This is a genomic window from Streptomyces coeruleorubidus, assembly GCF_028885415.1.
Classification (GTDB): domain Bacteria; phylum Actinomycetota; class Actinomycetes; order Streptomycetales; family Streptomycetaceae; genus Streptomyces; species Streptomyces coeruleorubidus_A.
The window spans coordinates 5,544,517-5,570,863 of record NZ_CP118527.1 but is presented as its reverse complement, the minus strand read 5'-3'; the positions used below and the strand labels follow the sequence as shown (position 1 = coordinate 5,570,863).

Sequence of the window (26,347 nt, the reverse complement as noted above, 5' to 3'; positions counted from 1 at the left end):
TCCACAGGGTGTGCATTCCCGTACGGAAAAGGGTGTGCATCCCGCATGGAAAACCGGGTGCCCGTCCGCACACGCGCGCGGGATGATCCGGGCCATGAGCGACACGGCGGAACAGGACGAGCAGGCGACCGGGCAACTGTCGGACGAGGACCGCAGGTCACGGCTCCGTGAGCGGCGTCTGGCCGCCCACCGGGGCGCACGGCGGGTGTTCGCGCGCTTCGGCTTCCACAAGACGCTCCGGGAGCGACTGGCGGAGCTGGGCGGGGCGGAGGGCCTGTACGACCTGGACGAGCTGGCCGACGTGTACGGCGACGGCGTCGTCGAGGCGCTGGAGACGAAGGTCGCCGGACTGCTCGGCACCGAGGCCGCCGCGTTCTTCCCGACGGGCACGATGGCCCAGCAGGTGGCGCTGCGCTGCTGGGCGGGCCGCACCGGCAACCCGACCGTCGCCCTGCACGCGCTCAGCCATCCCGAGGTGCACGAGCGGAACGCGTTCAGCGAGATCGGCGGACTGCGGCCGGTGCGCGTGACGGGCGAGCCGCGGCTGCCCACCGCCGCCGAGGTGCGCGACTTCGAGGAGCCCTTCGGGGCGCTGATGCTGGAACTGCCCTTGAGGGACGCCGGATTCGTGCTGCCCTCCTGGGAGGAGCTCACCGAGGTGGTGGCGGCAGCGCGGGAACGGGACGCGGTGGTGCACTTCGACGGGGCCCGCCTGTGGGAGTCCACGGTCCACTTCGGCCGGTCCCTGGAAGAGATCGCGGGCCTGGCCGACAGCGTCTACGTGTCGTTCTACAAGTCCCTGGAGGCATTCGGCGGCGCGGCACTCGCCGGGCCCAGGGAGCTGGTGGAGGAGGCGAAGGCCTGGCGGCACCGGTACGGCGGCCAGGTCTTCCAGCAGTTCCCGACGGTCCTGTCGGCACTGGCCGGACTGGAGCGGGAGCTGCCCCGGCTGCCGGAATACGTCGCCCACGCGCGCGTGGTGGCCGCCGCCCTGCGCGAGGGCTTCGCGGCGGCCGGGGTGCCGTGGGTGCGCGTGCACCCGGAGGTGCCGCACACCCACGACTTCCGGGTGTGGCTCCCCTACGACGCCGACGTCCTGGCGGAGGCGGCGGTCCGGGCGGCCGAGGAGACGCGCTCCGTCCTGTTCGGCTCCGCCTGGGACCGGGGCGGTCCGGGTCTGGCGGTCACGGAGGTGCATGTGCGGTCCCCCGGGCTGGAGTGGACCGCGGAGGACGTCAAGAGCGCGGTGGCGGAGTTCGTGGCCCGGCTGCCGGAGGAGGTCAGGTAGGGCGCCGCCGCCACCGGTTCAGGGCGTCCCGGAACCGAGGGCGGGCCGGGCGGCCCGCCAGGACCGCCCGGAACTGCCGTTCGTCGCGCCATTCCCGCACGACCTGCCAGTCGTGCGTGCCGGGGGCGGGCGGGGCGGACTCACCGAGCTGCCGGGCGCGGTAGGTGTCGAGAAGGTGCTGCTGCGTGATGCTCATGGTCAATCGCCTCTGCGGGACGCGGTGATGGAGGTCCGAAGGCTCCGCGGCTGCCCCGGTGGTCCCACAGTGAGGCCCGTGCATCGTGAAACGTGCAGGTGAGGTGGGATGGTGTGCGGGCGAGTTGCCGTGCTCGTACTGGTCGGCGGCGGGTGTCCATGGTGAAGATCGTCTGCCCTGTCGGCTGAGACGGTTCTCGGGTTCCGCTGCGCTCGTCGCGCGCCGAGCTGCAGCGGAATGGGCGGACGCCAACCCTCACCGGGCCATCCGCGGGGCCGCAGTCCCGGTCGCGTCAGATCACAACGGCTGCATCGCCGCCGCCGGGCAGGACGACGTGCACCTCACCGACAGCAGCGAGGCCCTGCGCGTCCTGATCACGGAGATCAAGGCGGGCAGGGCCGATCATCTGCTGTAGCCCTGTCGGCGGACTACTGGCAGGTCCGGTAGCGGTATCCCGCCTGTACGTGATTCCCGTTCCGGTCGTCGAAGGTGTACTTGCCTTCCGAGTTCCGCTTGATCCTGAATGTGTAGGATTCGCCCCGGAACTCCAGGTACAGATCCTTGCCGCGAGCGGTCGAACCGCCGGTCTTCACGAGTCGATTTCCCATGTAGTAGAAGATTTCCTTGGTGGCGTCGGAGCTGCTCACCTTCCGAATCCGGTAGTTCAGGTCCTTGGTCGCCTGCGCTGTCTTCGGGCCGAAGATGCCGTCGGCCATCCTGTACGTGAACTTGCTGCCGTCCCTGTCGTACTCGGCTCCCATGGCCCACAGGATCTTCTGCCAGAAGCAGGTGGCGTTGGAGTTCTCGAAGGTGTACGTGTTGAGCATCCCCTCGTCGTCCAGATCGTCGCCGTACCCGTCGTATCCGCGGATCCATCCGTCCGATGTCTTGGCCTCGGCAGGAACAGTGGATGCGGTCAGCGCAATACCCAGGACGGCAAGGCTGGCAAGGATCTTCTTCTTCACGTGCTCCCCCATGGATTGTGTGCGCGCCGCGGGTGCGGCAGGTGTGTCTGGACAGCCTGAAGGTCTTTCGGCGCACTGGGAACCTACAACCATTCAGGGTTGAGCCCCGAGGGCTCTTTGACAGTCGGGCAGCCCGAGGGTGTCAAGCCCCGGGCTTTGTGGAGCGTGAGTTTCAGGTCGAGGGGCAGGTGGACTGGGTCTGGATCTTGATGCCGCTCACCCTGACGTCGTCGCTGAAGTGGAACGTACTGTTGGGGGGCAGGCACCAGTAGTAGGTCACGCTGTACTTGTCGTAGACGCGCAGGTAGACCCGGTCGTCGTTGCGGGTGTTCCGGACATAGTTGGCGCCGTAGCTCTTGGATCCGAGGTCCTGGTAGGAGCTGGTGACGTCCTGGTACGCGGCCGTGGGCCGGCCGTTGTTCCAGTCACTGTTGGTCAGGTAGAAGCAGACGCGAGGCCAGCCGCACCCGTTGTAGTCCCCGGCCGAGGCGGTGGGGGCGGTGGCCAGCCCAGCAGCGGTGAGCGCGGCAGCCGCTGTCGCCACAACGGCCATCCGCTTGGCCACCTTCACTTGAGCACGCACAACGAATCAACTCCTCGGCCTTGTCCACTGAGTACGTGCCGCGCGGGCACGCGGGCCTGCCTGCCCCCCCCCCCCGGTCAGGCAGGACATGGACGGCTGCCGGTGTCCGCGGCGGCAGGTACAACCCTGACGAGCCGTCGTGCAACAACCCTGCAGGGAACCTAGAATCCACAGGTACGGCCGTGTCTGCGGCCGAGCGGCACAGGCGGGGGCTGGGTATGGAGTTTCGGCTGCTGGGCGGTGTTGAGGCACGGACGGCGACCGGACCGGTCGAGCTCGGGCCTGCCCGGCAGCAGACGGTGCTGGCTGCTCTTCTCGTGGACGTCAACCGGCCGGTGACGGTCGAACAGCTCGTGCACCGGGTGTGGGGGGACAAGCCACCGCTGCGTGCCACGCAGACCCTGTACGGGTATGTGTCCCGGCTGCGCCGCCTCCTGCCGGGGGTGATCGCCCGGGGGGCTGGCGGAGGGTACGTACTCACCGCTGACGAGCAGCAGGTTGACATGCACCGGTTCCGCCGGCTGCTCGTGCTGGCGCGGCGGGCCGACGACGACGCGCAGGCGCTGGCACTGTTCGAGGAGGCGATGGCACTGTGGCGGGAAGAGCCGTTCGCGAGCGCCGACACCCCCTGGTTCAACACGGCCCGTAACACGCTCCGCAAGGAGCGGTGGGCGGCCGAACTGGACTGCAACGACCTGCGGCTGCGGTTCGGTGAACACGCCGCACTGCTTGCCACACTGGCCGAGCACTGCGCAGCGCATCCGATGGACGAGCGGCTGGCCGCGCAATACATGCTCGCCCTGTACCGCTGCGGTCGGCAGGCCGACGCCCTCGCCCACTATCGGCACGTACGCGGCATCCTCGCCGAGGAGTTGGGCGTCGACGCCGGCCGTGACCTGCAGCGGCTGCACGAGGCAATCCTCGCCGGGGACACGAAGCTGAGCCCCACCATGCGCCCGGGGCCCCCACCGGCGGTCGTTTCGGCACCGGCAGCTGCACCTGCCACTGCCTCGCCCGGCGTGGGCGCCGCCGCCGACCGCACCGGCGCGATCCCGTCCCACCTGCCCCTCGACGTCCGGGGTTTCGTCGGCCGGGACGCTGAGCTCGACGAGCTGGACGGCCTGCTGTCCGCCGGCTCACCCGCGGTCATCGCCATCGTGGTCGGCACCGCCGGGGTCGGCAAGACAGCACTGGCGGTGCGGTGGGCGCATCGGATGCGCGACCGTTTCCCGGACGGCCAGCTCTATGTGGACCTGCGTGGCTACGGCACGGACGACCCGGTGTCGGCGGCCGACGCGCTCGCCGGCTTTCTCCGCGCGCTCGGGCTGGACGGCGCCGCGATCCCCGAAGATCTCGCCGAGCGCGCGGCCCGTTTCCGGTCGCTGGTCAGCCGGCGCCGGATGCTGGTTCTGCTCGACAACGCCCGTACCGTGGACCAGGTACGCCCGATGCTGCCGGCCGGCATGTCCTGCTTCACCCTGGTGACCAGTCGTGAATCGCTGGCCGGGCTCGTCGCCAGAGAGGGCGCGCACCGCATCGGGCTCGACCGGCTGCCGCAGGCCGATGCCGCCGGCCTGCTGCGCACGTTGCTCGGCGCGTACGCCGACACCGAACCGGCCGCGATCGACTCCTTGGTCGAGCGGTGCGCAAGACTGCCGCTGGTCCTGCGGATCGCGGCGGAACTGGTCCGTTCACGACCGGCCCGTACCATCGGCGACCTGGCCGAGGAGCTGGCCGAGCAGGCCGCCCTGGACCTGCTGGAGGTCGAGGGAGACCCGCAGACGGCGGTGCGCGCGGTGTTCTCCTGGTCGTACCGGCAGCTCGCCCCGCCCGTGGCGCGGGCCTTCCGGCTGCTCGGCGTGCATCCCGGACACGGCATGGACGCCTACGCGGTGGCGGCGATGACCGGGACCGGGCTGCGGGACACGCGCAAGGCGCTCGACGTGCTGGTCCGTGCCCACCTCGTGGAGCAGACTCCCGGCGGCCGCTACCAGCTGCACGACCTGCTGCGTGTCTACGCCGCCGAGCTTGCCGAGACCGCCGGCGACGACACGGGACCGCTGACCCGGCTGTTCGACTATTACCTCGCCACCGCGGCCGCCGCCATGGACGCCATCGTCCCGCACGAGGCCGAACGCCGGCCCGATGTCCCCGCGCCGGACGCCGAGACACCGGCATTCGGCGACTACCACGCGGCGTTCGGCTGGCTGGACAGCGAACGCACCCACCTGCTCGTCGCCACACAACACGCCGAGCCGGACTACGTGATCAGGATGTCCGACACGGTGTGGCGCTACCTCAACATCGGCGGATACCACGACGACGCCATGGTGTTGCATACACGCGCACTCCATGCCGCCGAGGCTCTGGGCGACGTCAAGGCCGAGGCCAATGCCCGGCGGGTACTCGGGGCTGCGGCACTCAGGACGGGAGCCGTATCACCGGCGGTCGCTCACCTGGAGCGGGCACTGGCCCTGTACCGGCAGGTCGGCGACCGATCATTGCAGGCAGCGACCCTGAACAACCTCGGCGTCGGGAACTGGCGGCGGTCGAACCTGGTCGCGGCAGCGGACTGCTTCCGCCAGGCTCTGGCCCTCTACCAGGAGTTCAGCGTCCACCAGCGCATGCGCGCGCCGGCCACGAACAACCTCGCACGTATCCTGCACATCCTGGGCAGGTCCGACGAGGCACTCGAACTGTTCGAGCAGGCGCTGGCCATCGCGCGAGAGAACGGGAACCGAGGGAGCGAGGCGAACACGCTGTGCGGTCTGGCGGAAGTGAACGCCGCGGCCGGTCGTCACCGAGAGGCGCTGGACTACGCGCATCGTGCCCTGGCGAAGGCGCGCAACGCCGGTCACCGCAGCCTCGAAGGCACCGCCATGCGGACGCTCGGCGTCGTGCACCGCTGCCAGGGGGATCACGAGTCGGCGATACGCCGTCTCGACACCGCACTGCAGATCTCTCAGGGCGTGGGCGACCTGGAGGAGGTCATGGCAACGCTCAGCGCGCTGGCCGAGGCGCACGCTGCTGCGGGGAACCCGAGCGAGGCGCTCAGGCTCCACGAGGAGGCGCTGAACGTGGATGTCGGGTCTGGTCAACGCGACCTTCGGGCCCACGCGCTTGCGGGCATCGGTGACATCCACGCCGCACTCGGCGAGCACGAGGTGAGCCGCGATTTCTGGCAGCAGGCGCTGGTGATCTACCGGGAGCTGGGCATGCCGCAGGCCGACGAGGTGCAGGCGAGGGCCAACGGGCACCACTGCCTCTCGGCGCCGAGGCCGTCGTCAAGGGCTTCCAGCACAGCAACCTCTGACACCCGAACTTGATGGAGTCGCGGTCCGGCAGGGTTCGGATCGGGGAGGAGCGAACTGCGCTCCTCCCCCGTGATCGAAGTCCGGCACGTCAGCGATTCAGATCCATGACGCCGACCCCATGCCGTCATAGGCATCTGGGGTGACAGTGGCCACCAGTGAGCAGTGTGCATCGTGAAGTTGCAGGTCACGGTTCTGGTGTGCGCGGGGTTCTCGATGCTCGGGCTGGTCGCGGGTGGGTGACTTCGGTGAAGATCGTCGGTCAGCGGGAGACTTCGCGGTTCGTCAGGACCAGCAGGGCCCTGACCAGGGTTGTTGCCCACTTTGGGTCGGTGCGGACCTTGCCGAGGACCCGCCAGTTCTTGAGATGGGCGAAGCCGTGCTCGACCGGCGCCCGGACGGCGGCGAGCGCCTTGTTGGACAGTTTCTGCCCTCGGGTCAGGGGCCGGTTGCGGGCGGCTTTGTAGCCGGTGATCACCGCTGGGTCGATGTCCGGGCCGCTGTCGTCGAGGCCGACGAAGCCCAGGTCGGCGATGGCGCCGAGCCCGGCCGCCCGCAGTTTCGCGGTGAGCAGGTCGTGGCGGCAGGCGGTGATCTCCGAGGATCGTCCAGGGCGGGCCGCCGAGACCCACAGCAGGCGGCCCCGGTCGTCGGTGAGCGCGATCACCAGCAGGCCATGGCACTTGTGCTTGCCGGAGCAGTTCTTCCGGTTCGCCGTGCCGGTGCGCCGCCGGGTCCGTATCAGGGTGCCGTCGAGGAGGACCACCCCGCCACCCGTCCGGGCGATCTTCTTGAGCGCGCGGTCCAGGCGCGGGGCGCGGGCGGCGAGCAGGCCGACGGCCTCGCGTACCCACCGGGTGACGGTGGTGCGGTGCACTCCGTTCCCGCCGGCGAGGTCGCCGGGGCGCTGGTCACAGCGCAGCACCGCCAGCACGATGCCGGCGATCTTCCCCGCGGGCAGGGCCCGCCACCGCGAGCCGATCTTCTTCAGGTGGCCGCGTATCACGGTGGCGAGGTAGTTCAGGGTGGCGCTCGACAGCGGCAGGCGGGCGGTGTAGACAAGGTCGTCAGGGCCCTCGACGGGGCTGGGGTTGTTCTTCACAAAACACGTCACCTGCCGTCGGGGGCCCGCCGGTTACGCCCCGGCTCTCCGGTCCCGGTGTGGCTACCGGCGGGCGGTGAACCGTCCGTCGGGTCGTTTGTGCAGCCAGCCACGATCGGCGAGCTTGGTCATCTTCGCCCGCAGCGGTTCCAGCTTCCCGCGCACCGCCACCTCAAGTCCCATCTCCTCGCCCACCGCCCTGACCTGCACCGGGCCGTCCTCGGCCCGCACGATCGCCAGGATCTTGCGGTAATCGGCGGGCAGCGCGGCCTCGTCAAGGACCTCGCCGCGGTGCGGGATCAACAGGACCGCCCTTCCCGCCACCCGGGCGGGCACCGGTGAGGCGACCACGGCTGTCTCCGCTTCGGCCCGGTCCCGCTCGGCCAGCCGGTTCAGGACCCGCTCGGCGACCAGCAGTTCCTCCCGCTCGGCCTGGACCTCCTGCAGCTGCTTGGCCAACCCCTCGGCGAGCGCGTCCAGTTCGCTCCGGCGAGCGATGATCCGCTCCAGGTCTCTCATACCCTGCACCCTCCCGCGATCCCACCGCGTACCGCCCCGGTCACGGATCGTAGGAGCGGTCCCGCGACGAGCGCAGCGGAACCCGAGAACCGCCTCAGCCGACAGGGCAGACGATCTTCACCATGGACACCCGCCGCCGACCAGTACGAGCACGGCAACTCGTCCGCACACCAGCCCACCTCACCTGCACGTTTCACGATGCACGGGCCTCAGTGAGCCCGTGCCGAGGGCGGCGTCGCGTCGATTGACGAGGCCCGTCAATCGACGGGGGCGTTGTCAGTGGCGGGGTGCACCATGAGGTCATGAGCGTGCACATCGACATCGCGGGGCTGCGGCCGGAGCAGGTCGCCGTCGTGCCCTCGCCCCTGGCCGAGCTGGGCATGGCGCTGCACGCGCTGTCCGAGCCGGGACACCACCCGGGCCTCCAGGGCTGGGTGACGGGCGTGACCGCCCGGCTCGACCCGCATCTGGCCGACCGGATGTGCGAGGCCGACTTCCTGTGGCGGACGACGTTCTCGGACCTGTTCCTGCCGTACGCGGGCATCCCGGGCCCGGGCACGCTGCCGTGCACCACCCTCGCCGAGGAACTGGACCTGCTGGACAAGCTGACGGACGAACAGTTCGTGGACGCGGCGCTGGAGTTCACCTGTGCCGTCTGGTACGGCACGTGCGGGCCCACCGCGCTGTCCGACCCCGAGGTGCGCCGCCGCTCGCTGGACCTGGCCGCCGCGCGCGGGCCGCGGCAGCTGCGGTTCAGCGAGCGGCTGCTGGCCGACCCGCCCCGGATCCGGGCCTGGCTGCGGCAGTTCCTCCAGGACTGCGACGAGGCGTTCTTCGCGGAGGCGTGGTCCCGGCTGCGTCACCAGCTCGCGGCGGACGCCCGCCACAAAACGGACCTCCTCAGACACCGGGGCCTGGCCGAGGCGCTCGCCGCGGTGTCCCCGGCGGTGACGCTCGACGAGGCCGCCGCCGGCATCACGGTCGACAAGCTGGGCGACGGCCGTACGGCCACGGGCGACCACGGCCTGCTGCTCGTCCCGACGAGCCTGGGCTGGCCGCACCTGATGGTCCTGCACCGGTACGGCTGGCAGCCGGTGCTGCACTACCCGGTCGGCTCCCCCGAGTTCGCCGCCCCGCCCACACTGGAGCAGCTGGCCCTGCGCATGACGGCGCTGTCCCATCCCGTGCGGATGCGCCTGTGCCGCAATCTGGCCCGCAGCGCGTACACCACCGGTGAGCTGGCGCAGGTGCACGGCATGACGGCCCCGGAGATATCCCGGCATCTGGCCGTGCTGAAGAAGGCGGGCCTGGTCACCACCCGTCGCCGCGGGCGCTACGTCCTGCACCAGCTGGACGTGACGGTGGTGGCCCGGCTCGGCAGCGAGTTCCTGGAAGGGATCCTCAGGTAGCCGGCCCTCGTGCGCCGCTCAGCCGAGCCCGCCGGCCCGCACCAGCCCCGTCTCGTATGCCAGCACCACCACCTGCACCCGGTCCCTGAGCCCCAGCTTGGTCAGGATGCGGCCCACGTGCGTCTTCACGGTCGCCTCGGACAGCACCAGCCGGGCCGCGATCTCGCCGTTGGACAGGCCCTGCGCGACCAGCACCATGACCTCGCGCTCGCGTCCGGTGAGCCGCTCCAGCTCCTGGTGCTGGGGCTGCTTCGCGCCCGGCAGCATCGGCGCGAAGCGGTCCAGGAGCCGCCGGGTGGTGGAGGGGGCGACGACCGCGTCACCGCTGTGCACGGCGCGGATCGCGGCGAGGAGCTCCCCGGGCGGCACGTCCTTGAGCATGAAGCCGGAGGCGCCCGCCTTCAGCCCGGAGAAGGCGTACTCGTCGAGGTCGAAGGTGGTCAGGATGAGCACCTTCGGCGGGTCGGCGTCCGCGCAGATCCGACGGGTCGCCTCCACACCGTCGAGCTTCGGCATACGGACGTCCATCAGCACCACGTCGACCTCGGTCGAGCGCAGCGCCTGGAGGGCCTCGACCCCGTCGCCCGCCTCCGCCACGACCTCCATGTCCGGCTGGGCGGCGAGCACCATCCGGAACCCGGTGCGCAGCAGCACCTGGTCGTCGACGAGCATCACGCGGATCGTCATCGGGGCCTCTTCCATGTCTGTCGTTACAGGTGTCAGCGAGGGGCGTGTGCGGAGGTCAGTGAGCGGGTTTGAGCGGCAGGAGGGCACTGATGCGGAACCCTCCGCCCGGGCGCGGGCCGGCGTCCAGGGTGCCGCCGACCATGCCGACCCGTTCCCGCATGCCGATCAGGCCGTGGCCCTGGCCGTCGAGCCCGCCCTCCTCGTACAGCTCGTGCGGGGCGCCCTTGCCGTCGTCCTCGACGAGCAGGCCGAGGCCGTCGTCGAAGTACACCAGGCGCACGCTCGCGCCCGCGCCCGGCCCGCCGTGCTTGCGGGTGTTGGTGAGCGCCTCCTGCACGATGCGGTAGGCGGTGAGCTCGACGCCGCTGGGCAGCGGGCGGGGGGTGCCCTCGACCTTGAAGTCGACGGGCAGTCCGTGCCCGCGGCACTGCTCGACGAGGTCCTCGATCTGCTGGACGTCGGGCTGCGGCACGTACTCGCCGGCCTCCTCGTGCTCCCCGGTGCGCAGCACGCCGAGCAGGCGGCGCATCTCGGCGAGGGCCTGGCGGCCGGTGGAGGAGATGGTCTCCAGGGCCTTCTTCGCCTGGTCGGGCGCGGCGTCGAGGACGTAGGCGGCGCCGTCGGCCTGCACCACCATCACCGAGACGTTGTGCGCGACGACGTCGTGCAACTCGCGGGCGATCCGAGCGCGTTCCGCGGCGACGGCGACCTTGGACTGTGCCTCGCGCTCCCTCTCCAGACGGGCGGCCCGCTCCTCCAGCTGCGCGAAGTAGGCGCGGCGGGTGCGGATGGAATCGCCGAGCACCCAGGCGAGGGCGAAGGGCACGGTCATGAAGACCGCCAGGACCATGTCGCCGAAGACGCCCGTCTGATCGTTCGGCCAGCGCAGCTGTGCCACGGGGGCCGCGCACAGGCCGGCGGCCAGCGCGAAGCGGGAGGCCCAGCGGGCACCCTCCGCCGCGACCGTGTAGACGATCACCAGCATGGCGAAGTCGTGGGGGCCCATCTCGACATCGGTGATCAGCTGGGCCACACCGACCGCGGTCGCGAGCAGCAGCATCTTCTCCGGCATGCGGCGGCGCAGCGCCACCACCAGGCACAGCAGCATCGCGAGCGGAACGGCGACGGCCGGGGGGCCGAATCCGCCCGACGCTCCGCCGACCACGGAAATCCCGAGGAGGACCACGGCCCAGGAGCCGTCGACCCACATCGGGTGCCTGCGGAGGAAGTCATAGAGACGCTGCACGTAACCCAGCGTAGGGAAGGGGGATAGGTGCAGGGGTCAACCGGAGGACCGATCCGCACCGGGCGCGCGTACTCCGCAAGGTGGAGTTGCGTTCGTTGTGTGCCCTTAGCCTGGCCCGGTGACAGCAGCGACGAGGGGCAAGGGACCCGTGGAACACGACGGGCACGAGTGGCGCGGGTGGCGTGCGGCCGTGCGGGAGGCCCTGTACGGGCCGGGCGGCTTCTATCGCCGGGCCGAGGGTCCGGCCGGGCACTTCCGGACGTCCGTGCACGCGTCACCGCTGTTCGCCGGGGCCGTGGCGGGGCTGCTGTGCCGGGTCGACGAGGCGCTGGGGCGGCCCACGACGCTGGACTTCGTCGACATGGCGGCCGGGCGGGGCGAGCTGGCCGGCGGGGTGCTCGCCGCGCTCCCGGCCGACGTGGCGGCCCGCACGCGCGCGTACGCCGTGGAAGTCGCCGAGCGGCCCGAGGGGCTCGATCACCGGATCGAGTGGCTGGCCGAGCCGCCGCAGGGCATCACCGGGTTGCTGTTCGCCAACGAGTGGCTGGACAACGTACCGGTGGACGTCGCGGAGGTGGACTCCGCGGGCGTGGCGCGGCTGGTGCTGGTCAGGGAGGACGGGACCGAGCGGCTCGGGGAGCCGGTCGACGGGGCGCAGGCGCGGTGGCTGGCGCGCTGGTGGCCGCTGTCCGGCGAGGCGGGACTGCGGGCCGAGATCGGCCTGTCCAGGGACGAGGCCTGGGCCTCGGCGGTCGCCACGCTCGACCGGGGGCTCGCCGTCGCCGTGGACTACGCGCACACGGCGGACACACGGCCGCCGTTCGGGACGCTGACCGGCTTCCGGGAGGGCCGCGAGACGGCGGCCGTGCCGGACGGCTCGTGCGACATCACGGCGCATGTCGCGCTCGACGCGTGCGCGCTGCCCGGCGGGCGCCTGCTCCCGCAGCGCGAGGCGCTGCGCGCCCTGGGCGTGACCGGCGCACGCCCCCCGCTCACGCTGGCGTCCACCGCCCCCGCCGCCTACGTACGCGCCCTCGCGAGCGCCGGGGAGGCCGCCGAGCTCACCGCGTCGGGCGGGCTGGGCGACTTCGGGTGGCTGGTACAGCCGGTCGGGATCGGGGATCCGCTCTAGGGGATGTCCGTAAAGTCCCCTACTTGTCGATTACTTGTCGATGTCGCCCACGACGAAGAACATCGACCCCAGGATCGCCACCATGTCCGCGACCAGCGTCCCCGGCAGCAGCTCCGTCAGCACCTGGATGTTGTTGTACGAGGCCGAGCGCAGCTTCAGCCGGTACGGCGTCTTCTCGCCCTTGCTGACCAGGTAGTAGCCGTTGATGCCGAGCGGGTTCTCGGTCCAGGCGTACGTGTGGCCCTCGGGTGCCTTCAGGACCTTCGGGAGCCGCTGGTTGACCGGCCCGGGCGGCAGCTCGGCGAGCCGGTCGAGGCAGGCGTCGGCCAGGTCCAGCGCGTTGTGCGTCTGCTCCAGGAGGCACTCGAAGCGGGCGAGGCAGTCGCCCTCCTGCCGGGTCACCACCTTCAGGACGTCGCCCAGCTCCCCGTAGGCGAGGTAGGGCTCGTCCCGGCGCAGGTCGAAGTCCACGCCCGAGGCGCGCCCGATCGGCCCGCTGACGCCGTAGGCGTGTACCGCCTCCGGGGCGAGCGTGCCGACCCCCCGGGTGCGGCCCCGGAAGATCTCGTTGCCCAGCACCAGGTCGTCGAAGCGGTCCATCCGGGAACGCACGTCGGCGACGGCGGCACGTGCGCGCGTGGTCCACCCGGCCGGCAGGTCCTCCTTGAGGCCGCCCACCCGGTTGAACATGTAGTGCATCCGCCCGCCGGAGACCTCCTCCATGACGTGCTGGAGCTCCTCGCGCTCCCGGAAGGCGTAGAAGATCGGCGTGATCCCGCCGAGCTCCAGCGGGTACGAGCCGAGGAACATCAGGTGGTTGAGCACCCGGTTCAGCTCGGCGAGCAGCGTGCGCAGCCACACCGCGCGCTCGGGGACCTCCATGCCGAGCATCCGCTCCACGGCGAGGACCACGCCCAGCTCGTTGGAGAAGGCCGACAGCCAGTCGTGGCGGTTGGCGAGCATGATGATCTGGCGGTAGTCGCGCGCCTCGAACAGCTTCTCCGCGCCGCGGTGCATATAGCCGATCACCGGCTCCGCGTGCGTGATGCGCTCGCCGTCCAGGACGAGCTTCAGCCGCAGCACGCCGTGGGTGGACGGGTGCTGCGGCCCGATGTTGAGCACCATGTCGGTGCTCTCCGCGGCGCCGCCGATTCCGACCATGGTCTCCGTCGTAGGAGTCATGGACACAGTCTCTCCTACGTACGCTGGCCTCATGGAGACGGGGAGCCCGCAGGACACGGGGCCGGCGGGGACACAAGGCGCGGCGCAGACGCAGGGCGCCGCAGGGACACAGGGCGCGGCGGGGGCCGTCGAGGACGGGCCGGTGTGGATCGCGCTGCCGCCCGGACTGCTGAAGATGCGGCGGCTGCTGCTGGTGGTGTGGCTGGGGCTGATCAGCCTGGCCGCCGGGCTGGTGCCGGGCCTGCTGGCCGGGCCCGCCTGGGCCGCCTTCGCACTGCCGCCGCTGGCGCTGATGGCCTGGGGCTGGGTGATGCTGGAGCGCAACTGGCGTTCCTGGCGGTACGCCGAGCGCGCCGACGACCTGCTGATCAGCCGCGGTGTGCTGTGGCGCGAGGAGACGGTCGTGCCGTACGGGCGGATGCAGCTGGTCGAGGTCACGTCCGGGCCCGTCGAGCGGCACTTCGGGCTGGCCAGCGTGCAGCTGCACACGGCCGCCGCCTGGACCGACGCGACCATCCCCGGCCTGGACCCGGCCGAGGCGGAGCGGCTGCGAGACCGGCTCACCGAGCTGGGCGAGGCCCGATCGGCGGGGCTGTGACGCCCCCCGAGGCGGCCGGGGACGCCGGGGCTGCCGAGGCCCCCGAGGCCGCCCGGACCGCCGAGGCCGACAACGGGATCGCCGAGCGGCGGCTGCACCCCGTCACACCGCTCAGGCGGGCCTGGGCGCCGGTCGCCGTGGTGATCGGCTGGGCGGTGCACGACCCCGACGGGGCGCAGCGCCATCTGACCCGGCTGAACACGACCACGCTGCTGATCGGCCTCGCCGTGATCGTCCCGGCCGCGGCCCTGTACGGCTTCTGCTCCTGGTGGTTCACGCACTTCGCGGTGACCGAGACCGAACTGCGCATCCGTACCGGACTGGTGTTCCGGCGCACCGCGCACATCCGGCTGGAGCGGCTCCAGGCCGTCGACGTCACCCAGCCGCTGCTCGCGCGGGTCGCGGGCGTCGCCAAGCTCAAACTCGACGTCATAGGCACCGACAAGAAGGACGAGCTGGCCTTCCTGGGCGCGGACGAGGCGCGGACGCTGCGGGCCGAACTGCTCGCCCGCGCGGCCGGATTCGCGCCCGAGACCGCGCACGAGGTCGGGGAGGCGCCGTCCCGGCAGATGCTGCGGGTGCCGCCCGGCGTGCTCGCCATGTCGCTGGTGCTGAGCGGGGCGACCTGGGCGTCGCTGGCCGCGGCGCTCGTCGTGCCGCCGGTGCTGTGGCTGGCCACGGAGAGCGTGTGGACGGTCCTGGCCGTCGCCCTGCCGCTGCTGGGCGCGGCGGGCGCGAGCAGCGTGGGGCGGTTCGTCCGCGAGTACGACTGGACGGTGGCCGAGTCGCCCGACGGGCTGCGCCTGGACCACGGTCTGCTGGACCGCGCCCACGAGACGGTGCCGCCGGGGCGGGTGCAGACCGTGCGGATCGTGGAGCCGCTGCTGTGGCGGCGGCGCGGCTGGGTGCGCGTGGAGCTGGACGTGGCGGGCTCCTCCAACTCCGTGCTGGTGCCGGTCGCCCCGCGCGAGATCGCGGAGGTCGTCGTCGCGCGCGTGCTGCCCGGGGTGACCGTGCCGGAGCAGGCGGCCCTGTCGCCGTCGCCGCGCCGCGCCCGGTGGTGCGTGCCGGTGTGGTGGCGCGGGTACGGGCTCGCCGTCACGGACGCGGTGTTCGCGGCGCGGTCGGGGCTGCTGCGGCGGAGCCTCGCGCTGGTGCCGCACGCGAAGGTGCAGAGCGTACGGATGACGCAGGGGCCGTGGGAGCGGGCCCGGGGCGTGGCCGACGTGTGTGTGGACACGGGCGCGAACAAGACGGTGCGGGCACGGCTGCGGGACGCGGCCGAAGCGCGTGAACTGCTGCAGGCACAGGCGGAGCGGTCACGGACCGGGCGCAGGGACGCGCGGCCGGACCGCTGGATGGCGTGACCCGCCGGACCCACCGGAAAGCCGAAGGCCCCCCGGCCGGGCCGGGGGGCCTTTTGGGCAGCGTGGGCGTCAGGAAACCGCGCTCCGCAGCCCCTGTACGTCGATCTGCTCCGTCTCGTCGTGCGCCGTCAGGTCGATGACCTGGCCGATCCCGCGCGACTCCTCGTCCGCCGGCTTGAACCGGGCCTCGGTCTCGGCCTTGTGCAGCGCGAGGGCCTCCTGGCCGACGACATCGGCCAGGTCCTCGTTCTGCACGGCGTCCAGGGCGGCCCGGGACGTCCCCTGCTTCGTACCGAAGAAGTCGAACCCGCCTTCGGACACAGGACGGCGCACCGGCGTCTGCGGCGCCACGGCCACAGCGGTCGGCACGGTGTAGTGCCCCGAGGAGGCAGGCTGCGGGAGTCGCTCGGCCTCGGCCGCGGTGGAGGTGCCGGCGGTCGCGCGCTCGTGCCCGGCGACCGCCTCGGACTGCCCCTGCGCCTCGTCCTCCTGCGGCTGCTCCCGCCGGTCGTCCTTCCGGTCGTCCCGCGCGGGCTCCGCGTCGTCGCCCTTCCGGTCGTCCCGCGCGGGCTCCGCGTCGTCGCCCTTCGGTACGCCGTCGCCGTCGCCGCCCCCGTCCGGGTCAGGGGCCGGGGCGAAGTCGCCGTCGAGCCGGGCGAGCGCCGCCGCGGCACGCCGGAACAGCCGGGAGCCCTCCGGCGAGAACACCGCGGGGATCGCCGTCTGCTCCTCCACGGCAAGGGCCGGCGCCTCGGCGGCAGCCGTCTCGTCCGCGTCCGCCGGGGCATCCGCCGTCCGAGACGCCCCCGCGGGCAGCGCGGCCCGTACCGGAGCCGTCGCCTCTATCTCGAGCACCCGGCGTTCCTCCAGGGCGCTCGCGCGCTCGGTCTCGGCGGTGGCGTACCGGCGCAGCAGCGCGGCGTGCTCGTTGCGCAGTCCGGCCAGTTCCGTGCGCTTGGCGCGCAGCCGCTGCTCCAGCTTCACGCGCAGCTCGCGGGACTCCTCGAGGTCGGCCTCCAGTTCGGCGACCCGCTCCTCGAAGCGCCACTCGTCGCTCGCACGCGCGCGCGTGAGATCGGCGACGCGTTTGCCCGCCTGGGTGTCCCAGCGGCGGAGCACGACCGCGCCGACGACCGCCGTCGCCGCGGCGGCCGCGGCCAGACCGCGGAGCACCATCGGCTCCGTGAACACCCAGGGCCCCAGGGCGCAGACGAGGGAGACGCCTGCGATCGCCGACGGGGGCAGCAGCCTGTGCAAGGGCGGGGAATGGCGGTGACGTCCACGTGGCATGGCCAGAAACTTACCGCGCGTAGGCGAATCATGGTGACCCACCCCGCAAAAAGAAAGCCACACCGAAGCGTTCACACGGCATGGGAACTCGGGAAGAAGCGGAATCGGCCCTCACCCCAATTCCCAAGATCATTTTCAACGGCCGTTCAGCCGCCCGCCGATCCACTCCAGCGTCGCCGGAATCTCGCGCCGCCAGGTGTTGAAGTTGTGCCCGCCACTTTCCAGGATGATCGACGAGATCCGCGTCCGCCCGGTCGCCTGCACCCGCTCTATGAACCGCAGCGTGTCCCGGTAGTTGGACTCACCGGACCTGCTGCTGGTGACGAGCAGTGAAGTGTCGGGAGCCGGCCTGTGCTTGAGGTACCACCACAGGTCGGCGCGATTCCGGAGCCCCTTGTCGCCCTGGAAGAGATCGCCCGTCGTGGCGTCGATCGGCGCCTTGTAGTACGCGGACAAGCCCGCCCCGGCGGCATACACACCGGGATGGTGCATGGCGATCTTCAAGGCGCAGTAGCCGCCCGTCGAGTTGCCGATGATGCCCAGACCGCCCGGCTTTTCGGCCACCCGGTAGTGCGTGCGCAACGCGTCGGGCAGATCCCTGGCGAAGAACGACTCGGTCTGCGGACCGCCCGGGACGTCCACGCACTCCGTGTCCCGGGGCGGCGCCACCGTGGGCCGCAGCATCACCAGGATCATCGGCGGCATCCGGCCCTCCCGGGCCAGCTCCAGTGCCGTACGCGGATAGTGGAGCTTCTCCACCAGCGCCGAGGCCGTACCCGGGTAACCGGTCAGCACGACGGCCGTGGGGAACGTACGGGTGCGGTACCGCGGCTGGAAGTACTCCGGCGGCAGATAGACGTACGCGGGCGTGGCGATGCGCGTCGTACGCCCCACGATGTCGATCTGCTGGATCCGGCCGCCCGCCCGGGGACTCACCCCGCCCGCCCCCGGCACCCGGCGCGAGCCGACCACCTCCAACGGGCCGCCACCCGGCGTGTGGTCCACGACCACGCCCTGGTCCTTCTCCTGCCCGAACAGGTCCGCCCAGCTGGCGTAGAAACCGAAGGCCTGGTTGGCGGCGAGGCCCACCGCGGCGAACAGCGCCACCTGCGTGGCGAGCAGCAGGCCGACCCGCCCGCCCACGGCCCGCCAACTCCGCCGGGCCAGCCGCGGCCACAGCCAGACCGTGCCGGCGAACAGCAGCACGGCGGACAGTACCGCCAGCACCAGCACCTTGTTGCTCGTGAGACCCAGACCCATCGGTGGTTACCTGTCCGCGCTTTCCGTCCGGGGTCTCTCACCGCACTCACACCTTGCGAGGGCTTGTCCCGGACTTTCCTTGGCCTTTGAAATGGCTTTGACGAAGGGAGTGAACCTCTCCCTCCGAGACACCGTCCTAGAGGGCGCAATGTCGCCGGATGCCCGAATCGGCACCGGATCCAAGGTCTCTCGCGGAACTATGGGATGCGATGTCTGTCAGGACAGATGAGGAAATGTCGGGCGAGGTTCCGAGTCACGGAAGCGCCACGGCTGGTACGGGCCTGATGAGCCGAGTGCGCCACCGGCTGCCCGGACCACGCCCCGAGGCCGTCCCGGTCCTGGTCGGCAGAGCCTGCGCGCTGGTGGGCGTCCTGGACATCGCCGCGGGCGTCTTCCCGCGCTTCAGGCACAGCCGCATGCACGCCATCGCCGAGGTCCTGCCCGGCGCGCTCGGCCCGTTCGCGGCCGCCCTGTCCCTCAGCGCCGGAGTGCTGTTGCTGCTGCTCGCCCACGGCCTCAAGCGCGGCAAGCGCCGGGCGTGGCGGGCGGCCGTGGCCCTGCTGCCGGCCGGTGCCGTGGCGCAGTTCACGTACCGGCACTCGATCGTGGGCGTGCTCATCTCACTGGCCCTGCTGGCGCCCCTGCTGCTCCACCGCGACCAGTTCTCGGCCCTGCCCGACCCGCGCAGCCGCTGGCGGGCGCTCGCCAACTTCGTGCTGATGAGCGCCGGTTCGCTGCTGCTGGGCCTGTTCATCGTCAGCGTCCACGGCGAGCGCATGGTCGGCGACCCGAGCCTGGCCGACCGCATCACCCACGTCATCTACGGGCTGTTCGGCTTCGAGGGCCCGGTCGACTACCAGGGCAACACCTCCTGGACGGTCGCCTTCTCGCTCGGCGCCCTCGGCCTGCTCACCGCCGTCACCACCATCTACCTGGCCTTCCGCCCCGAACACCCGGCCGCCCAGCTCACCGAGGAGGACGAGGCCCGGCTGCGCGCCCTGCTGGAGCGGCACGGCGGCCGCGACTCCCTCGGCCACTTCGCGCTGCGCCGCGACAAGGCCGTCGTCTTCTCCCCCAGCGGCAAGGCGGCGGTGACGTACCGCGTCGTCTCCGGCGTGATGCTCGCCAGCGGCGACCCGATCGGCGACGTCGAGGCCTGGCCCGGCGCCATCGAACGGTTCATGGACGAGGCCAAGGCCCACTCCTGGACACCGGCCGTCATGGGCTGCTCCGAGACCGGGGGCGAGGTGTGGACCCGCGAGACCGGGCTCGACGCCCTCGAACTGGGCGACGAGGCGGTGGTGGACGTCGCGGATTTCTCCCTGGCCGGCCGCGCGATGCGCAACGTGCGCCAGATGGTCAAACGCATCGAGCGCGCCGGTTACGAGACCCGGGTACGACGTGTCCGTGACGTCGGCGAGGCCGAACTGGAGCGCATCCGGCGCGCCGCCGACGACTGGCGCGGCACCGACACCGAGCGCGGCTTCTCCATGGCCCTGGGCCGCGTCGGCGACCCCGCCGACGGCGACTGCCTCATCGCCACCGCCCACAAGCAGGACGACCACCCCGGCCCCTACGGCGACCTGAAGGCGATCCTGCACTTCGTGCCCTGGGGCACCGACGGCGTCTCCCTGGACCTCATGCGCCGCGACCGCTCGGCCGACCCCGGCATGAACGAACTGCTCATCGTGGCCGCCCTCCAGGCCGCCCCGAAGCTCGGCATCGCCCGCGTCTCCCTCAACTTCGCCATGTTCCGCTCGGCGCTGGCCCGCGGCGAGAAGATCGGCGCCGGCCCGGTGCTGCGCGCCTGGCGCGGGCTGCTGGTGTTCCTCTCCCGCTGGTTCCAGATCGAGTCGCTCTACAAGTTCAACGCCAAGTTCCAGCCGCGCTGGGAACCCCGCTTCGTCGTCTACCGGGCCTCCGGCGACCTGCCCCGCATCGGCTTCGCCGCCATGCAGGCCGAGGGCTTCGTCAACCTCGCCCTCCCCCTGCCGCGATTCCTGCGCCGCCGACGCCCGTCGGGCCGCCGCCCGTGCGCGCACGGCACGACGACGGAACGGAGCGTCAGAACGGCGTGACCTGTCCGGGCCGACCCGGGCCGCAGCGCCTGACGGCCGTCCCCTGGGCCTACGCTGAACATATGAGCAACCAGAGCGGACGCGGGCGCGTGGCGGGCCTACCGGAATGGGACCGCTGCGCGGTCATGGGAGTCGTGAACGTAACCCCCGACTCCTTCTCCGACGGCGGCCGCTTCTTCGACACCACGGCCGCCGTCAAGCACGGCCTGGACCTGGTCACCGAGGGCGCGGACCTGGTCGACGTCGGCGGCGAGTCGACCCGCCCCGGCGCCACCCGGGTGGACGAGGCCGAGGAACTCCGCCGTGTCGTCCCCGTCGTGCACGGCCTGGCCTCCGAGGGCGTCACCGTCTCGGTCGACACCATGCGCGCGTCCGTCGCCGAGCGGGCCCTCGCGGCGGGCGCCGCCCTCGTCAACGACGTCAGCGGCGGCCTCGCCGACCCCCGCATGATCCCGGCCGTCGCCGACGCCGGCGCCCCCTTCGTCGTCATGCACTGGCGCGGCTTCCTCCAGGGCGGCAACGTCCGCGGCGAGTACGCCGACGTCGTCACCGAGGTCGTCGACGAGCTGCACGCGCGCGTGGAGGCCGTTCTGGCGGGCGGTATCGCTCCCGACCGGGTCGTCGTCGACCCCGGACTCGGCTTCTCCAAGGACGCCGAGCACGACCTCGCGCTCCTCGCGGGCCTCGACCGGGTCCTCGGCCTCGGCCACCCGCTGCTCGTCGCCGCCTCCCGCAAGCGATTCCTCGGCCGGGTCCTCGCCGGCCCGGACGGCCCGCCCCCGCCCGCACGCGAACGCGACGCCGCCACCGCTGCCGTCTCCGCGCTCGCGGCGCACGCCGGCGCGTGGGCGGTACGCGTGCACGAAGTACGCGCCACGGCGGACGCCGTACGCGTCGCCCACGCCATCGCTAAGGCACGCACCGGCGCAGAAGGAACCCGGTGAGCGCCCCGCACACCGACGTCGAACAGGTCGAGGCCGCCAACACCGCCTTCTACGAGGCACTGGAACGAGGCGACTTCGAGGAACTGGCGTCGCTCTGGCTGACCCCTTCCGACCTGGGCGTCGACGAGACGTACCACGACCCGGCCGACACCGGCGTGGTCTCCTGCGTGCACCCCGGCTGGCCGGTGCTCACCGGCCGCGGCGAGGTCCTCAGGTCGTACGCGCTGATCATGGCGAACACCGACTACATCCAGTTCTTCCTCACCGACGTGCACGTCTCGGTCACCGGCGACACCGCCCTGGTGACCTGCACGGAGAACATCCTCAGCGGCGGCCCCGCCCCCGAGGGCGACGAGGAGCTCGGCCCGCTCGTCGGACAGCTCGTGGTCGCCACGAACGTGTTCCGGCGCACGCCCGTGGGGTGGAAACTCTGGTCGCACCACGCTTCCCCCGTTCTGGCCGAAACCGACGAGGACGAACAGGACGACACTCCCACCTGAGTGGGTACGTGCCAGGAAGTGGTTGGAATCACGGACCCGCGGGTATGGGCGGCTACCAACCCGTGAGCCGCCGGGTTCCCCAGGGGAAACGCCGGATGAATCCTGCCGGGCCCGGCCCGGACCCACGCCCCGTGGCCCGGCCCCGTCCGGGCTCGCAGGTAGATTCGACTGAGGCCGGTGTGCCGACCGCACACGGCACGGACCGGCCGTGACCGACGATTGCAGGAGTGATTCGCGTGGATCGTGTCGCGCTGCGCGGCCTGAAGGCCCGCGGGCACCACGGTGTGTTCCCGAGGGAACGCGAGGAGGGCCAGACCTTCATCGTGGACCTCGTCCTCGGCCTGGACACCCGACCGGCCGCGGCCGACGACGACCTGGCGAAGACCGTGCACTACGGCATCGTGGCCGAGGAGGTCGTGGCCGTCGTGCAGGGCGAGCCCGTCAACCTCATCGAGACGCTCGCCGAGCGCATCGCCCAGGTATGTCTGAAGCACGACGGGGTTCAGCAGGTCGAGGTCTGCGTCCACAAGCCGGACGCCCCGATCACGGTCCCCTTCGACGACGTGACCGTCACCATCACCCGGAGCCGAGTATGACTGCGCCCTTCCTCAAGGGTCCCAGCGACCCGACCGTACAGCCGGTACCCGCCTCCGTCGTCGAGAAGGTCGACGCCGCCGACACCACGCTCAGCAATCCAAAACGGGCCGTGGTCGCCCTCGGCTCCAACCTCGGCAACCGCCTGGAGACCCTCCAGGGAGCCATCGACGCCCTGGAGGACACCCCCGGCGTCCGCATCAAGGCCGTCTCCCCGGTCTACGAGACCGAGCCCTGGGGCGTGGAGCCCGGCAGCCAGCCCGCCTACTTCAACGCGGTCGTCGTACTGAAGACCACCCTCCCGCCGTCCTCGCTGCTGGAGCGCGCACACGCGATCGAGGAGGCCTTCCACCGCGTCCGGGACGAGCACTGGGGCCCCCGCACCCTGGACGTCGACATCGTCTCCTACGCCGACGTCGTCTCCGAGGACCCGCAGCTCACCCTCCCCCACCCTCGCGCCCATGAGCGCGCCTTCGTCCTGGCCCCCTGGCACGACCTGGACCCCGAGGCGCAGCTGCCCGGCCGCGGCCCGGTCACCGGTCTGCTGGAGTCCGTCACCCGCGAAGGCGTGGCGCCCCGCGCGGACCTGGAACTCCGGCTGCCCGAGTAGCCGTTAAGGTCGAGACGGCTGCACAACCAGGCCGGAGCCGGGGGAACCGAAGGGACACTGTGAAAGAGCTGCGCATCAGGGTGCTGGCCGGCGTCTTCGTCGTGGCAGGCGTGCTGTCCTGGGCGGGCGCCCGCCTGTGGAACTCGGTCGGGACCCTGCCGAGTGTCCCCCTGGCCGCCCCCATCGTCCTGGCTCTGATCACCGTGGTCCTGCTGGCCACCGCGCTCTCGCTCCGCGCCCGCCTGAAGGCCCAGCGCGAGCGGCAGCCCGACGCCAAGGGCGTCGACCCCATGATGGCGGCCCGCGCGGTCGTCTTCGGTCAGGCCAGCGCCCTCGTCGCCGCCCTCGTCGCCGGCATGTACGGCGGCACCGGCGTCTTCCTCCTGGAGTCCCTCGACAACCCCGCCCGCCGCGACCAGGCCATCTCCGCCGGCTTCTCGGTGCTCGCGGGCATCGGCGTCATCGCGGCCGCCATCTTCCTGGAGCGCGTCTGCAAGCTCCCGGAGGACGACGAACACGACGGCGCGGGAGCGGCTCCGACCGTGTGACCCCGGCGTCAGCGCGCCATGATCAGGCTCATGGCCTCATTGCGGGTCGCCGGATCACGGAGCTGGCCGCGGACCGCCGAGGTAATGGTCTTCGCACCCGGCTTCCGGACCCCGCGCATCGACATGCACATGTGCTCGCACTCCACGACCACGATGACCCCGCGCGGCTCCAGGATCTGCATCAGCGAGTCCGCGATCTGCGTGGTGAGTCGTTCCTGCACCTGCGGACGCCGTGCGTACACGTCTACGAGCCGCGCCAGCTTGGAGAGGCCGGTGATCTTACCCTCGACGGACGGAATGTAGCCAACATGGGCAACTCCGACAAACGGCACGAGGTGATGTTCACACGAGCTCAGGACTTCGATGTCCTTCACCAGCACCATCTCGTCATGCCCGAGATCGAACGTCGTCGTCAGCACATCCTCGGGCTTCTGCCACAACCCCGCGAATATCTCCTTGTACGCCCGCGCCACCCGCGCCGGCGTCTCACGGAGCCCCTCGCGGTCGGGGTCCTCGCCGACCGCGATCAGCAGCTCCCGTACGGCGTTCTCGGCCCGCTTCTCGTCGAACTCGCCGATCTGGCCCTCGCCGTCCAGCGTCACGGGGTCGGTCATCTGGTGCCTCGTTCCTGTGTCCATCAGGGGGCGGCCTGCGCAGATGGCGAAAAGCCGCGCCCCCCAGGCTAAAACCTGGGGGGCGCGGCATCCATTCCGGGCCCGGTGGGGCCGCCGGGAGCTGCGGTCAGCTCTCGGGGCGTTCCTCCGGGGCTCGCTCGGGCGCCGGGGCGGGCTCCGCCGCGGTGCTCTTCGCGGTGGTGATGGCCGGCGTCGCGCCGTTCGCCCCGTTCGTCAGGGCCAGCTCCTTGGGGGAGAGGACCGGCGGGCGGGTGGACGGCGTGCGGCGGGAGGAACCCGTCCAGGCAGGCCGCGGCGGGCGCTTGACGATCGGGGCGAAGATCTCGGCGATCTCCTCCTTGCCCAGCGTCTCCTTCTCCAACAGCTGCAGCACGAGGTTGTCGAGGACGTCGCGGTTCTCGACCAGGATCTCCCACGCCTCGTTGTGCGCGGTCTCGATGAGCTTCTTGACCTCTTCGTCGACCAGCGCCGCGACCTCTTCCGAGTAGTCGCGCTGGTGAGACATCTCACGTCCGAGGAACGGCTCGGTGTTGTCGCCGCCGAACTTGATCGCGCCGAGACGCTCGGTCATGCCGTACTGCGTGACCATCGCCCGGGCCAGGCCCGTGGCCTTCTCGATGTCGTTGGCGGCACCCGTCGTCGGGTCGTGGAAGACGAGCTCCTCGGCCGCGCGGCCGCCCAACATGTAGGCCAGCTGGTCCAGCATCTCGTTGCGCGTGGTCGAGTACTTGTCCTCGTCCGGCAGCACCATCGTGTAGCCGAGGGCGCGGCCTCTCGACAGGATCGTGATCTTGTGGACGGGATCGGAGTTCGGCGAGGCCGCCGCGACCAGGGCGTGTCCGCCCTCGTGGTACGCGGTGATCTTCTTCTCCTTGTCCGACATGATCCGGGTCCGCTTCTGCGGGCCCGCGACCACACGGTCGATCGCCTCGTCCAGCATGTGGTTGTCGATCAGCTTCTTGTCGCTGCGGGCCGTCAGCAGGGCGGCCTCGTTCAGCACGTTGGCCAGATCGGCACCCGTCATGCCGGGCGTACGGCGGGCCATGGCCGACAGGTCGACGTCCGGAGCGACCGGCTTGCCCTTCTGGTGAACCTTCAGGATCTCCAGACGGCCCTGCATGTCCGGGCGGTCGACCGCGATCTGCCGGTCGAACCGGCCCGGGCGCAGCAGCGCCGGGTCGAGGATGTCGGGCCGGTTCGTCGCGGCGATGAGGATCACGCCGCCCTTGACGTCGAAGCCGTCCATCTCGACGAGCAGCTGGTTCAGCGTCTGCTCGCGCTCGTCGTGACCACCGCCGAGGCCGGCGCCGCGGTGGCGGCCGACCGCGTCGATCTCGTCGACGAAGACGATCGCCGGGGCGTTCGCCTTGGCCTGCTCGAACAGGTCACGGACTCGGGAGGCACCGACACCGACGAACATCTCGACGAAGTCGGAACCGGAGATCGAGTAGAACGGCACACCGGCCTCGCCCGCGACGGCACGCGCGAGCAGGGTCTTGCCGGTACCGGGAGGCCCGTAGAGCAGCACGCCCTTGGGAATCTTGGCGCCGACCGCCTGGAACTTGGCCGGCTCCTGGAGGAACTCCTTGATCTCGTGGAGCTCCTCGACGGCCTCGTCCGAACCGGCGACGTCGGAGAACGTCGTCTTGGGGGTGTCCTTGGTGATGAGCTTGGCCTTGGACTTCCCGAAGTTCATGACGCGAGAGCCGCCGCCCTGCATCTGGTTCATCAGGAACAGGAAGAGGACCACGATGAGAATCAAGGGGAGCAGGAAAGAGATCAGCATCCCGATGAACGGGTTCTGCTTGGACGGCGAGACCGTGTAGCCGTCCGGGATCTGCTTGTTCTGGTACTTGTTCTGCAGCGTGTTGGCGATGTCCTCGCCCTGGTTGCCGATGTAGCTCGCCTGGATCTTCGAGCTGCCCTCGATCTTTTGGCCGTTCTTGAGCGTGACCTTGATGGTCTCGTCATCGCCGGTGGTGAGCTTGGCCGACTCCACCTTGTTCTGGTTGATCGCCTGGACGACCTGGCCGGTGTCCACTGTCTTGTAGCCGCCGGACGAGCCGACGACCTGCATCAACACGACCACGGCAAGGACGGCCAGCACGATCCACATGACCGGCCCACGGAAGTATCGCTTCACGTCCATCCATACGGAGCGGTGCCGCCCCGTCCCTCCTGCCATAGTGAGTTTGATAAAGGCTGTTCTTCGGACGGTACCCCAGCATTGTCACCTGAAGCCGCGCGGGACGACTGGCGATCCGTCTACGCATGCTCCAACGGCGGGAAGCACGCTGGGGTTC

The 26,347-nt window shown here is 71.2% G+C and carries 25 protein-coding genes; 13 read left to right on the top strand and 12 right to left on the bottom strand.

Annotation, left to right across the window (positions count from 1 at the left end):
* Nucleotides 1-94 precede the first annotated feature (94 nt).
* Entirely contained in the window at nt 95-1,288 is a 1,194-nt protein-coding gene (locus PV963_RS25945; protein ID WP_274818132.1) for a threonine aldolase family protein, read from the top strand.
* Here PV963_RS25945 and PV963_RS25940 read toward each other — a convergent pair.
* Nucleotides 1,281-1,484: a hypothetical protein gene (locus PV963_RS25940; RefSeq protein WP_274818131.1), complete on the bottom strand. Its 204-nt coding sequence runs from the start codon at nt 1,482-1,484 to the stop codon at nt 1,281-1,283. The genes PV963_RS25945 and PV963_RS25940 overlap by 8 nt on opposite strands.
* Before the next feature lie 85 nt (nt 1,485-1,569).
* Here PV963_RS25940 and PV963_RS25935 point away from each other — a divergent pair, with 85 nt between their 5' ends.
* Nucleotides 1,570-1,899 carry a hypothetical protein gene (locus tag PV963_RS25935; protein ID WP_274822314.1) on the top strand — a complete coding sequence of 110 codons (330 nt, stop codon included), beginning with the start codon at nt 1,570-1,572 and terminating at the stop codon, nt 1,897-1,899.
* Between the two features lie 13 nt (nt 1,900-1,912).
* Here PV963_RS25935 and PV963_RS25930 read toward each other — a convergent pair whose 3' ends face one another.
* Complete coding sequence (locus tag PV963_RS25930; RefSeq protein WP_274818130.1) at nt 1,913-2,449, bottom strand: Tat pathway signal protein; 537 nt, start codon at nt 2,447-2,449, stop codon at nt 1,913-1,915.
* A gap of 172 nt (nt 2,450-2,621) precedes the next feature.
* Nucleotides 2,622-3,032, bottom strand: coding sequence for a hypothetical protein (locus tag PV963_RS25925; protein ID WP_274818129.1), 411 nt, complete (start codon nt 3,030-3,032; stop codon nt 2,622-2,624).
* Nucleotides 3,033-3,250: 218 nt separating this feature from the next.
* On the opposite strand from PV963_RS25925, the gene PV963_RS25920 reads away from it, so the two are divergent.
* Nucleotides 3,251-6,358 (top strand): AfsR/SARP family transcriptional regulator, encoded by a 3,108-nt coding sequence (locus PV963_RS25920; RefSeq protein ID WP_274818128.1) that lies wholly within the window; start codon nt 3,251-3,253, stop codon nt 6,356-6,358.
* A gap of 247 nt (nt 6,359-6,605) precedes the next feature.
* Here PV963_RS25920 and PV963_RS25915 read toward each other — a convergent pair whose 3' ends face one another.
* Both PV963_RS25915 and PV963_RS25910 read right to left on the bottom strand, forming a co-directional pair.
* On the bottom strand, nt 6,606-7,445 hold the full coding sequence (locus PV963_RS25915; protein WP_274818127.1) for a transposase family protein: 840 nt from the start codon (nt 7,443-7,445) through the stop codon (nt 6,606-6,608).
* A 63-nt stretch (nt 7,446-7,508) separates the two neighbouring features.
* On the bottom strand, nt 7,509-7,964 hold the full coding sequence (locus tag PV963_RS25910; RefSeq protein ID WP_274818126.1) for a hypothetical protein: 456 nt from the start codon (nt 7,962-7,964) through the stop codon (nt 7,509-7,511).
* A 302-nt stretch (nt 7,965-8,266) separates the two neighbouring features.
* On the opposite strand from PV963_RS25910, the gene PV963_RS25905 reads away from it, so the two are divergent.
* A complete protein-coding gene (locus PV963_RS25905) occupies nt 8,267-9,373 on the top strand; it encodes a DUF5937 family protein (RefSeq protein WP_274818125.1) in 1,107 nt (368 codons plus the stop codon).
* A gap of 18 nt (nt 9,374-9,391) precedes the next feature.
* Here the strand turns inward: PV963_RS25905 and PV963_RS25900 are convergent, their stop codons facing one another.
* Together PV963_RS25900 and PV963_RS25895 are read right to left on the bottom strand one after the other, a co-directional pair.
* Nucleotides 9,392-10,060, bottom strand: coding sequence for a response regulator transcription factor (locus PV963_RS25900; RefSeq protein WP_274818124.1), 669 nt, complete (start codon nt 10,058-10,060; stop codon nt 9,392-9,394).
* A 55-nt stretch (nt 10,061-10,115) separates the two neighbouring features.
* A complete protein-coding gene (locus PV963_RS25895) occupies nt 10,116-11,306 on the bottom strand; it encodes a sensor histidine kinase (RefSeq protein ID WP_274818123.1) in 1,191 nt (396 codons plus the stop codon).
* A 118-nt stretch (nt 11,307-11,424) separates the two neighbouring features.
* Between PV963_RS25895 and PV963_RS25890 the strand changes: the two genes are divergently transcribed.
* A complete protein-coding gene (locus PV963_RS25890) occupies nt 11,425-12,438 on the top strand; it encodes an SAM-dependent methyltransferase (RefSeq protein WP_274818122.1) in 1,014 nt (337 codons plus the stop codon).
* Nucleotides 12,439-12,468: 30 nt separating this feature from the next.
* Here PV963_RS25890 and PV963_RS25885 read toward each other — a convergent pair whose 3' ends face one another.
* Nucleotides 12,469-13,620 (bottom strand): NADH-quinone oxidoreductase subunit D, encoded by a 1,152-nt coding sequence (locus PV963_RS25885; RefSeq protein WP_150482297.1) that lies wholly within the window; start codon nt 13,618-13,620, stop codon nt 12,469-12,471.
* A 31-nt stretch (nt 13,621-13,651) separates the two neighbouring features.
* On the opposite strand from PV963_RS25885, the gene PV963_RS25880 reads away from it, so the two are divergent.
* On the top strand, nt 13,652-14,218 hold the full coding sequence (locus PV963_RS25880; protein WP_274818121.1) for a PH domain-containing protein: 567 nt from the start codon (nt 13,652-13,654) through the stop codon (nt 14,216-14,218).
* 77 nt (nt 14,219-14,295) lie between these two features.
* Nucleotides 14,296-15,585, top strand: a complete 1,290-nt coding sequence (locus tag PV963_RS25875; protein ID WP_274822122.1) for a PH domain-containing protein — start codon at nt 14,296-14,298, stop codon at nt 15,583-15,585.
* Nucleotides 15,586-15,654: 69 nt separating this feature from the next.
* Here the strand turns inward: PV963_RS25875 and PV963_RS25870 are convergent, their stop codons facing one another.
* Nucleotides 15,655-16,875, bottom strand: a complete 1,221-nt coding sequence (locus PV963_RS25870) for a hypothetical protein (RefSeq protein ID WP_274818120.1) — start codon at nt 16,873-16,875, stop codon at nt 15,655-15,657.
* Nucleotides 16,876-17,010: 135 nt separating this feature from the next.
* Nucleotides 17,011-18,129, bottom strand: coding sequence for an alpha/beta hydrolase (locus tag PV963_RS25865; protein WP_274822121.1), 1,119 nt, complete (start codon nt 18,127-18,129; stop codon nt 17,011-17,013).
* 239 nt (nt 18,130-18,368) lie between these two features.
* Here PV963_RS25865 and PV963_RS25860 point away from each other — a divergent pair, with 239 nt between their 5' ends.
* From PV963_RS25860 to PV963_RS25835, 6 genes are all read left to right on the top strand, one after another.
* Nucleotides 18,369-20,213, top strand: a complete 1,845-nt coding sequence (locus PV963_RS25860) for a phosphatidylglycerol lysyltransferase domain-containing protein (protein ID WP_425540941.1) — start codon at nt 18,369-18,371, stop codon at nt 20,211-20,213.
* A 62-nt stretch (nt 20,214-20,275) separates the two neighbouring features.
* Nucleotides 20,276-21,157 carry a dihydropteroate synthase gene (gene folP / locus PV963_RS25855; RefSeq protein ID WP_274818118.1) on the top strand — a complete coding sequence of 294 codons (882 nt, stop codon included), beginning with the start codon at nt 20,276-20,278 and terminating at the stop codon, nt 21,155-21,157.
* On the top strand, nt 21,154-21,657 hold the full coding sequence (locus tag PV963_RS25850; protein WP_274818117.1) for a nuclear transport factor 2 family protein: 504 nt from the start codon (nt 21,154-21,156) through the stop codon (nt 21,655-21,657). Before folP ends, PV963_RS25850 begins: the two co-directional genes overlap by 4 nt.
* A 236-nt stretch (nt 21,658-21,893) precedes the next feature.
* Entirely contained in the window at nt 21,894-22,253 is a 360-nt protein-coding gene (gene folB, locus PV963_RS25845; protein ID WP_274818116.1) for a dihydroneopterin aldolase, read from the top strand.
* The gene (gene folK / locus PV963_RS25840; protein WP_274818115.1) at nt 22,250-22,861 is read left to right on the top strand and encodes a 2-amino-4-hydroxy-6-hydroxymethyldihydropteridine diphosphokinase; all 612 of its coding nucleotides are present in this window, start codon (nt 22,250-22,252) and stop codon (nt 22,859-22,861) included. The genes folB and folK overlap by 4 nt, the downstream gene beginning before the upstream one ends.
* Before the next feature lie 59 nt (nt 22,862-22,920).
* Nucleotides 22,921-23,409: a DUF3180 domain-containing protein gene (locus PV963_RS25835; RefSeq protein WP_274818114.1), complete on the top strand. Its 489-nt coding sequence runs from the start codon at nt 22,921-22,923 to the stop codon at nt 23,407-23,409.
* A gap of 8 nt (nt 23,410-23,417) precedes the next feature.
* On the opposite strand, the gene folE is transcribed toward PV963_RS25835, so the two are convergent.
* Nucleotides 23,418-24,023, bottom strand: a complete 606-nt coding sequence (folE, locus tag PV963_RS25830) for a GTP cyclohydrolase I FolE (RefSeq protein ID WP_274818113.1) — start codon at nt 24,021-24,023, stop codon at nt 23,418-23,420.
* A gap of 127 nt (nt 24,024-24,150) precedes the next feature.
* Nucleotides 24,151-26,193, bottom strand: coding sequence for an ATP-dependent zinc metalloprotease FtsH (ftsH, locus tag PV963_RS25825; RefSeq protein ID WP_274818112.1), 2,043 nt, complete (start codon nt 26,191-26,193; stop codon nt 24,151-24,153).
* Nucleotides 26,194-26,347: the final 154 nt, after the last annotated feature.

What these genes read in the sequence shown, in the direction of transcription:
- PV963_RS25945 (WP_274818132.1), top strand. Translation starts at nt 95, where the DNA reads ATGAGCGACACGGCGGAACAGGACGAGCAGGCGACCGGGCAACTGTCG.
- PV963_RS25940 (WP_274818131.1), bottom strand. Translation starts at nt 1,484, where the DNA reads ATGAGCATCACGCAGCAGCACCTTCTCGACACCTACCGCGCCCGGCAG.
- PV963_RS25920 (WP_274818128.1), top strand. Translation starts at nt 3,251, where the DNA reads ATGGAGTTTCGGCTGCTGGGCGGTGTTGAGGCACGGACGGCGACCGGA.
- PV963_RS25910 (WP_274818126.1), bottom strand. Translation starts at nt 7,964, where the DNA reads ATGAGAGACCTGGAGCGGATCATCGCTCGCCGGAGCGAACTGGACGCG.
- PV963_RS25905 (WP_274818125.1), top strand. Translation starts at nt 8,267, where the DNA reads ATGAGCGTGCACATCGACATCGCGGGGCTGCGGCCGGAGCAGGTCGCC.
- PV963_RS25900 (WP_274818124.1), bottom strand. Translation starts at nt 10,060, where the DNA reads ATGACGATCCGCGTGATGCTCGTCGACGACCAGGTGCTGCTGCGCACC.
- PV963_RS25885 (WP_150482297.1), bottom strand. Translation starts at nt 13,620, where the DNA reads ATGACTCCTACGACGGAGACCATGGTCGGAATCGGCGGCGCCGCGGAG.
- PV963_RS25880 (WP_274818121.1), top strand. Translation starts at nt 13,652, where the DNA reads ATGGAGACGGGGAGCCCGCAGGACACGGGGCCGGCGGGGACACAAGGC.
- PV963_RS25870 (WP_274818120.1), bottom strand. Translation starts at nt 16,875, where the DNA reads ATGCCACGTGGACGTCACCGCCATTCCCCGCCCTTGCACAGGCTGCTG.
- PV963_RS25860 (WP_425540941.1), top strand. Translation starts at nt 18,369, where the DNA reads ATGTCGGGCGAGGTTCCGAGTCACGGAAGCGCCACGGCTGGTACGGGC.
- folP (WP_274818118.1), top strand. Translation starts at nt 20,276, where the DNA reads ATGAGCAACCAGAGCGGACGCGGGCGCGTGGCGGGCCTACCGGAATGG.
- folK (WP_274818115.1), top strand. Translation starts at nt 22,250, where the DNA reads ATGACTGCGCCCTTCCTCAAGGGTCCCAGCGACCCGACCGTACAGCCG.
- folE (WP_274818113.1), bottom strand. Translation starts at nt 24,023, where the DNA reads ATGACCGACCCCGTGACGCTGGACGGCGAGGGCCAGATCGGCGAGTTC.
- ftsH (WP_274818112.1), bottom strand. Translation starts at nt 26,193, where the DNA reads ATGGACGTGAAGCGATACTTCCGTGGGCCGGTCATGTGGATCGTGCTG.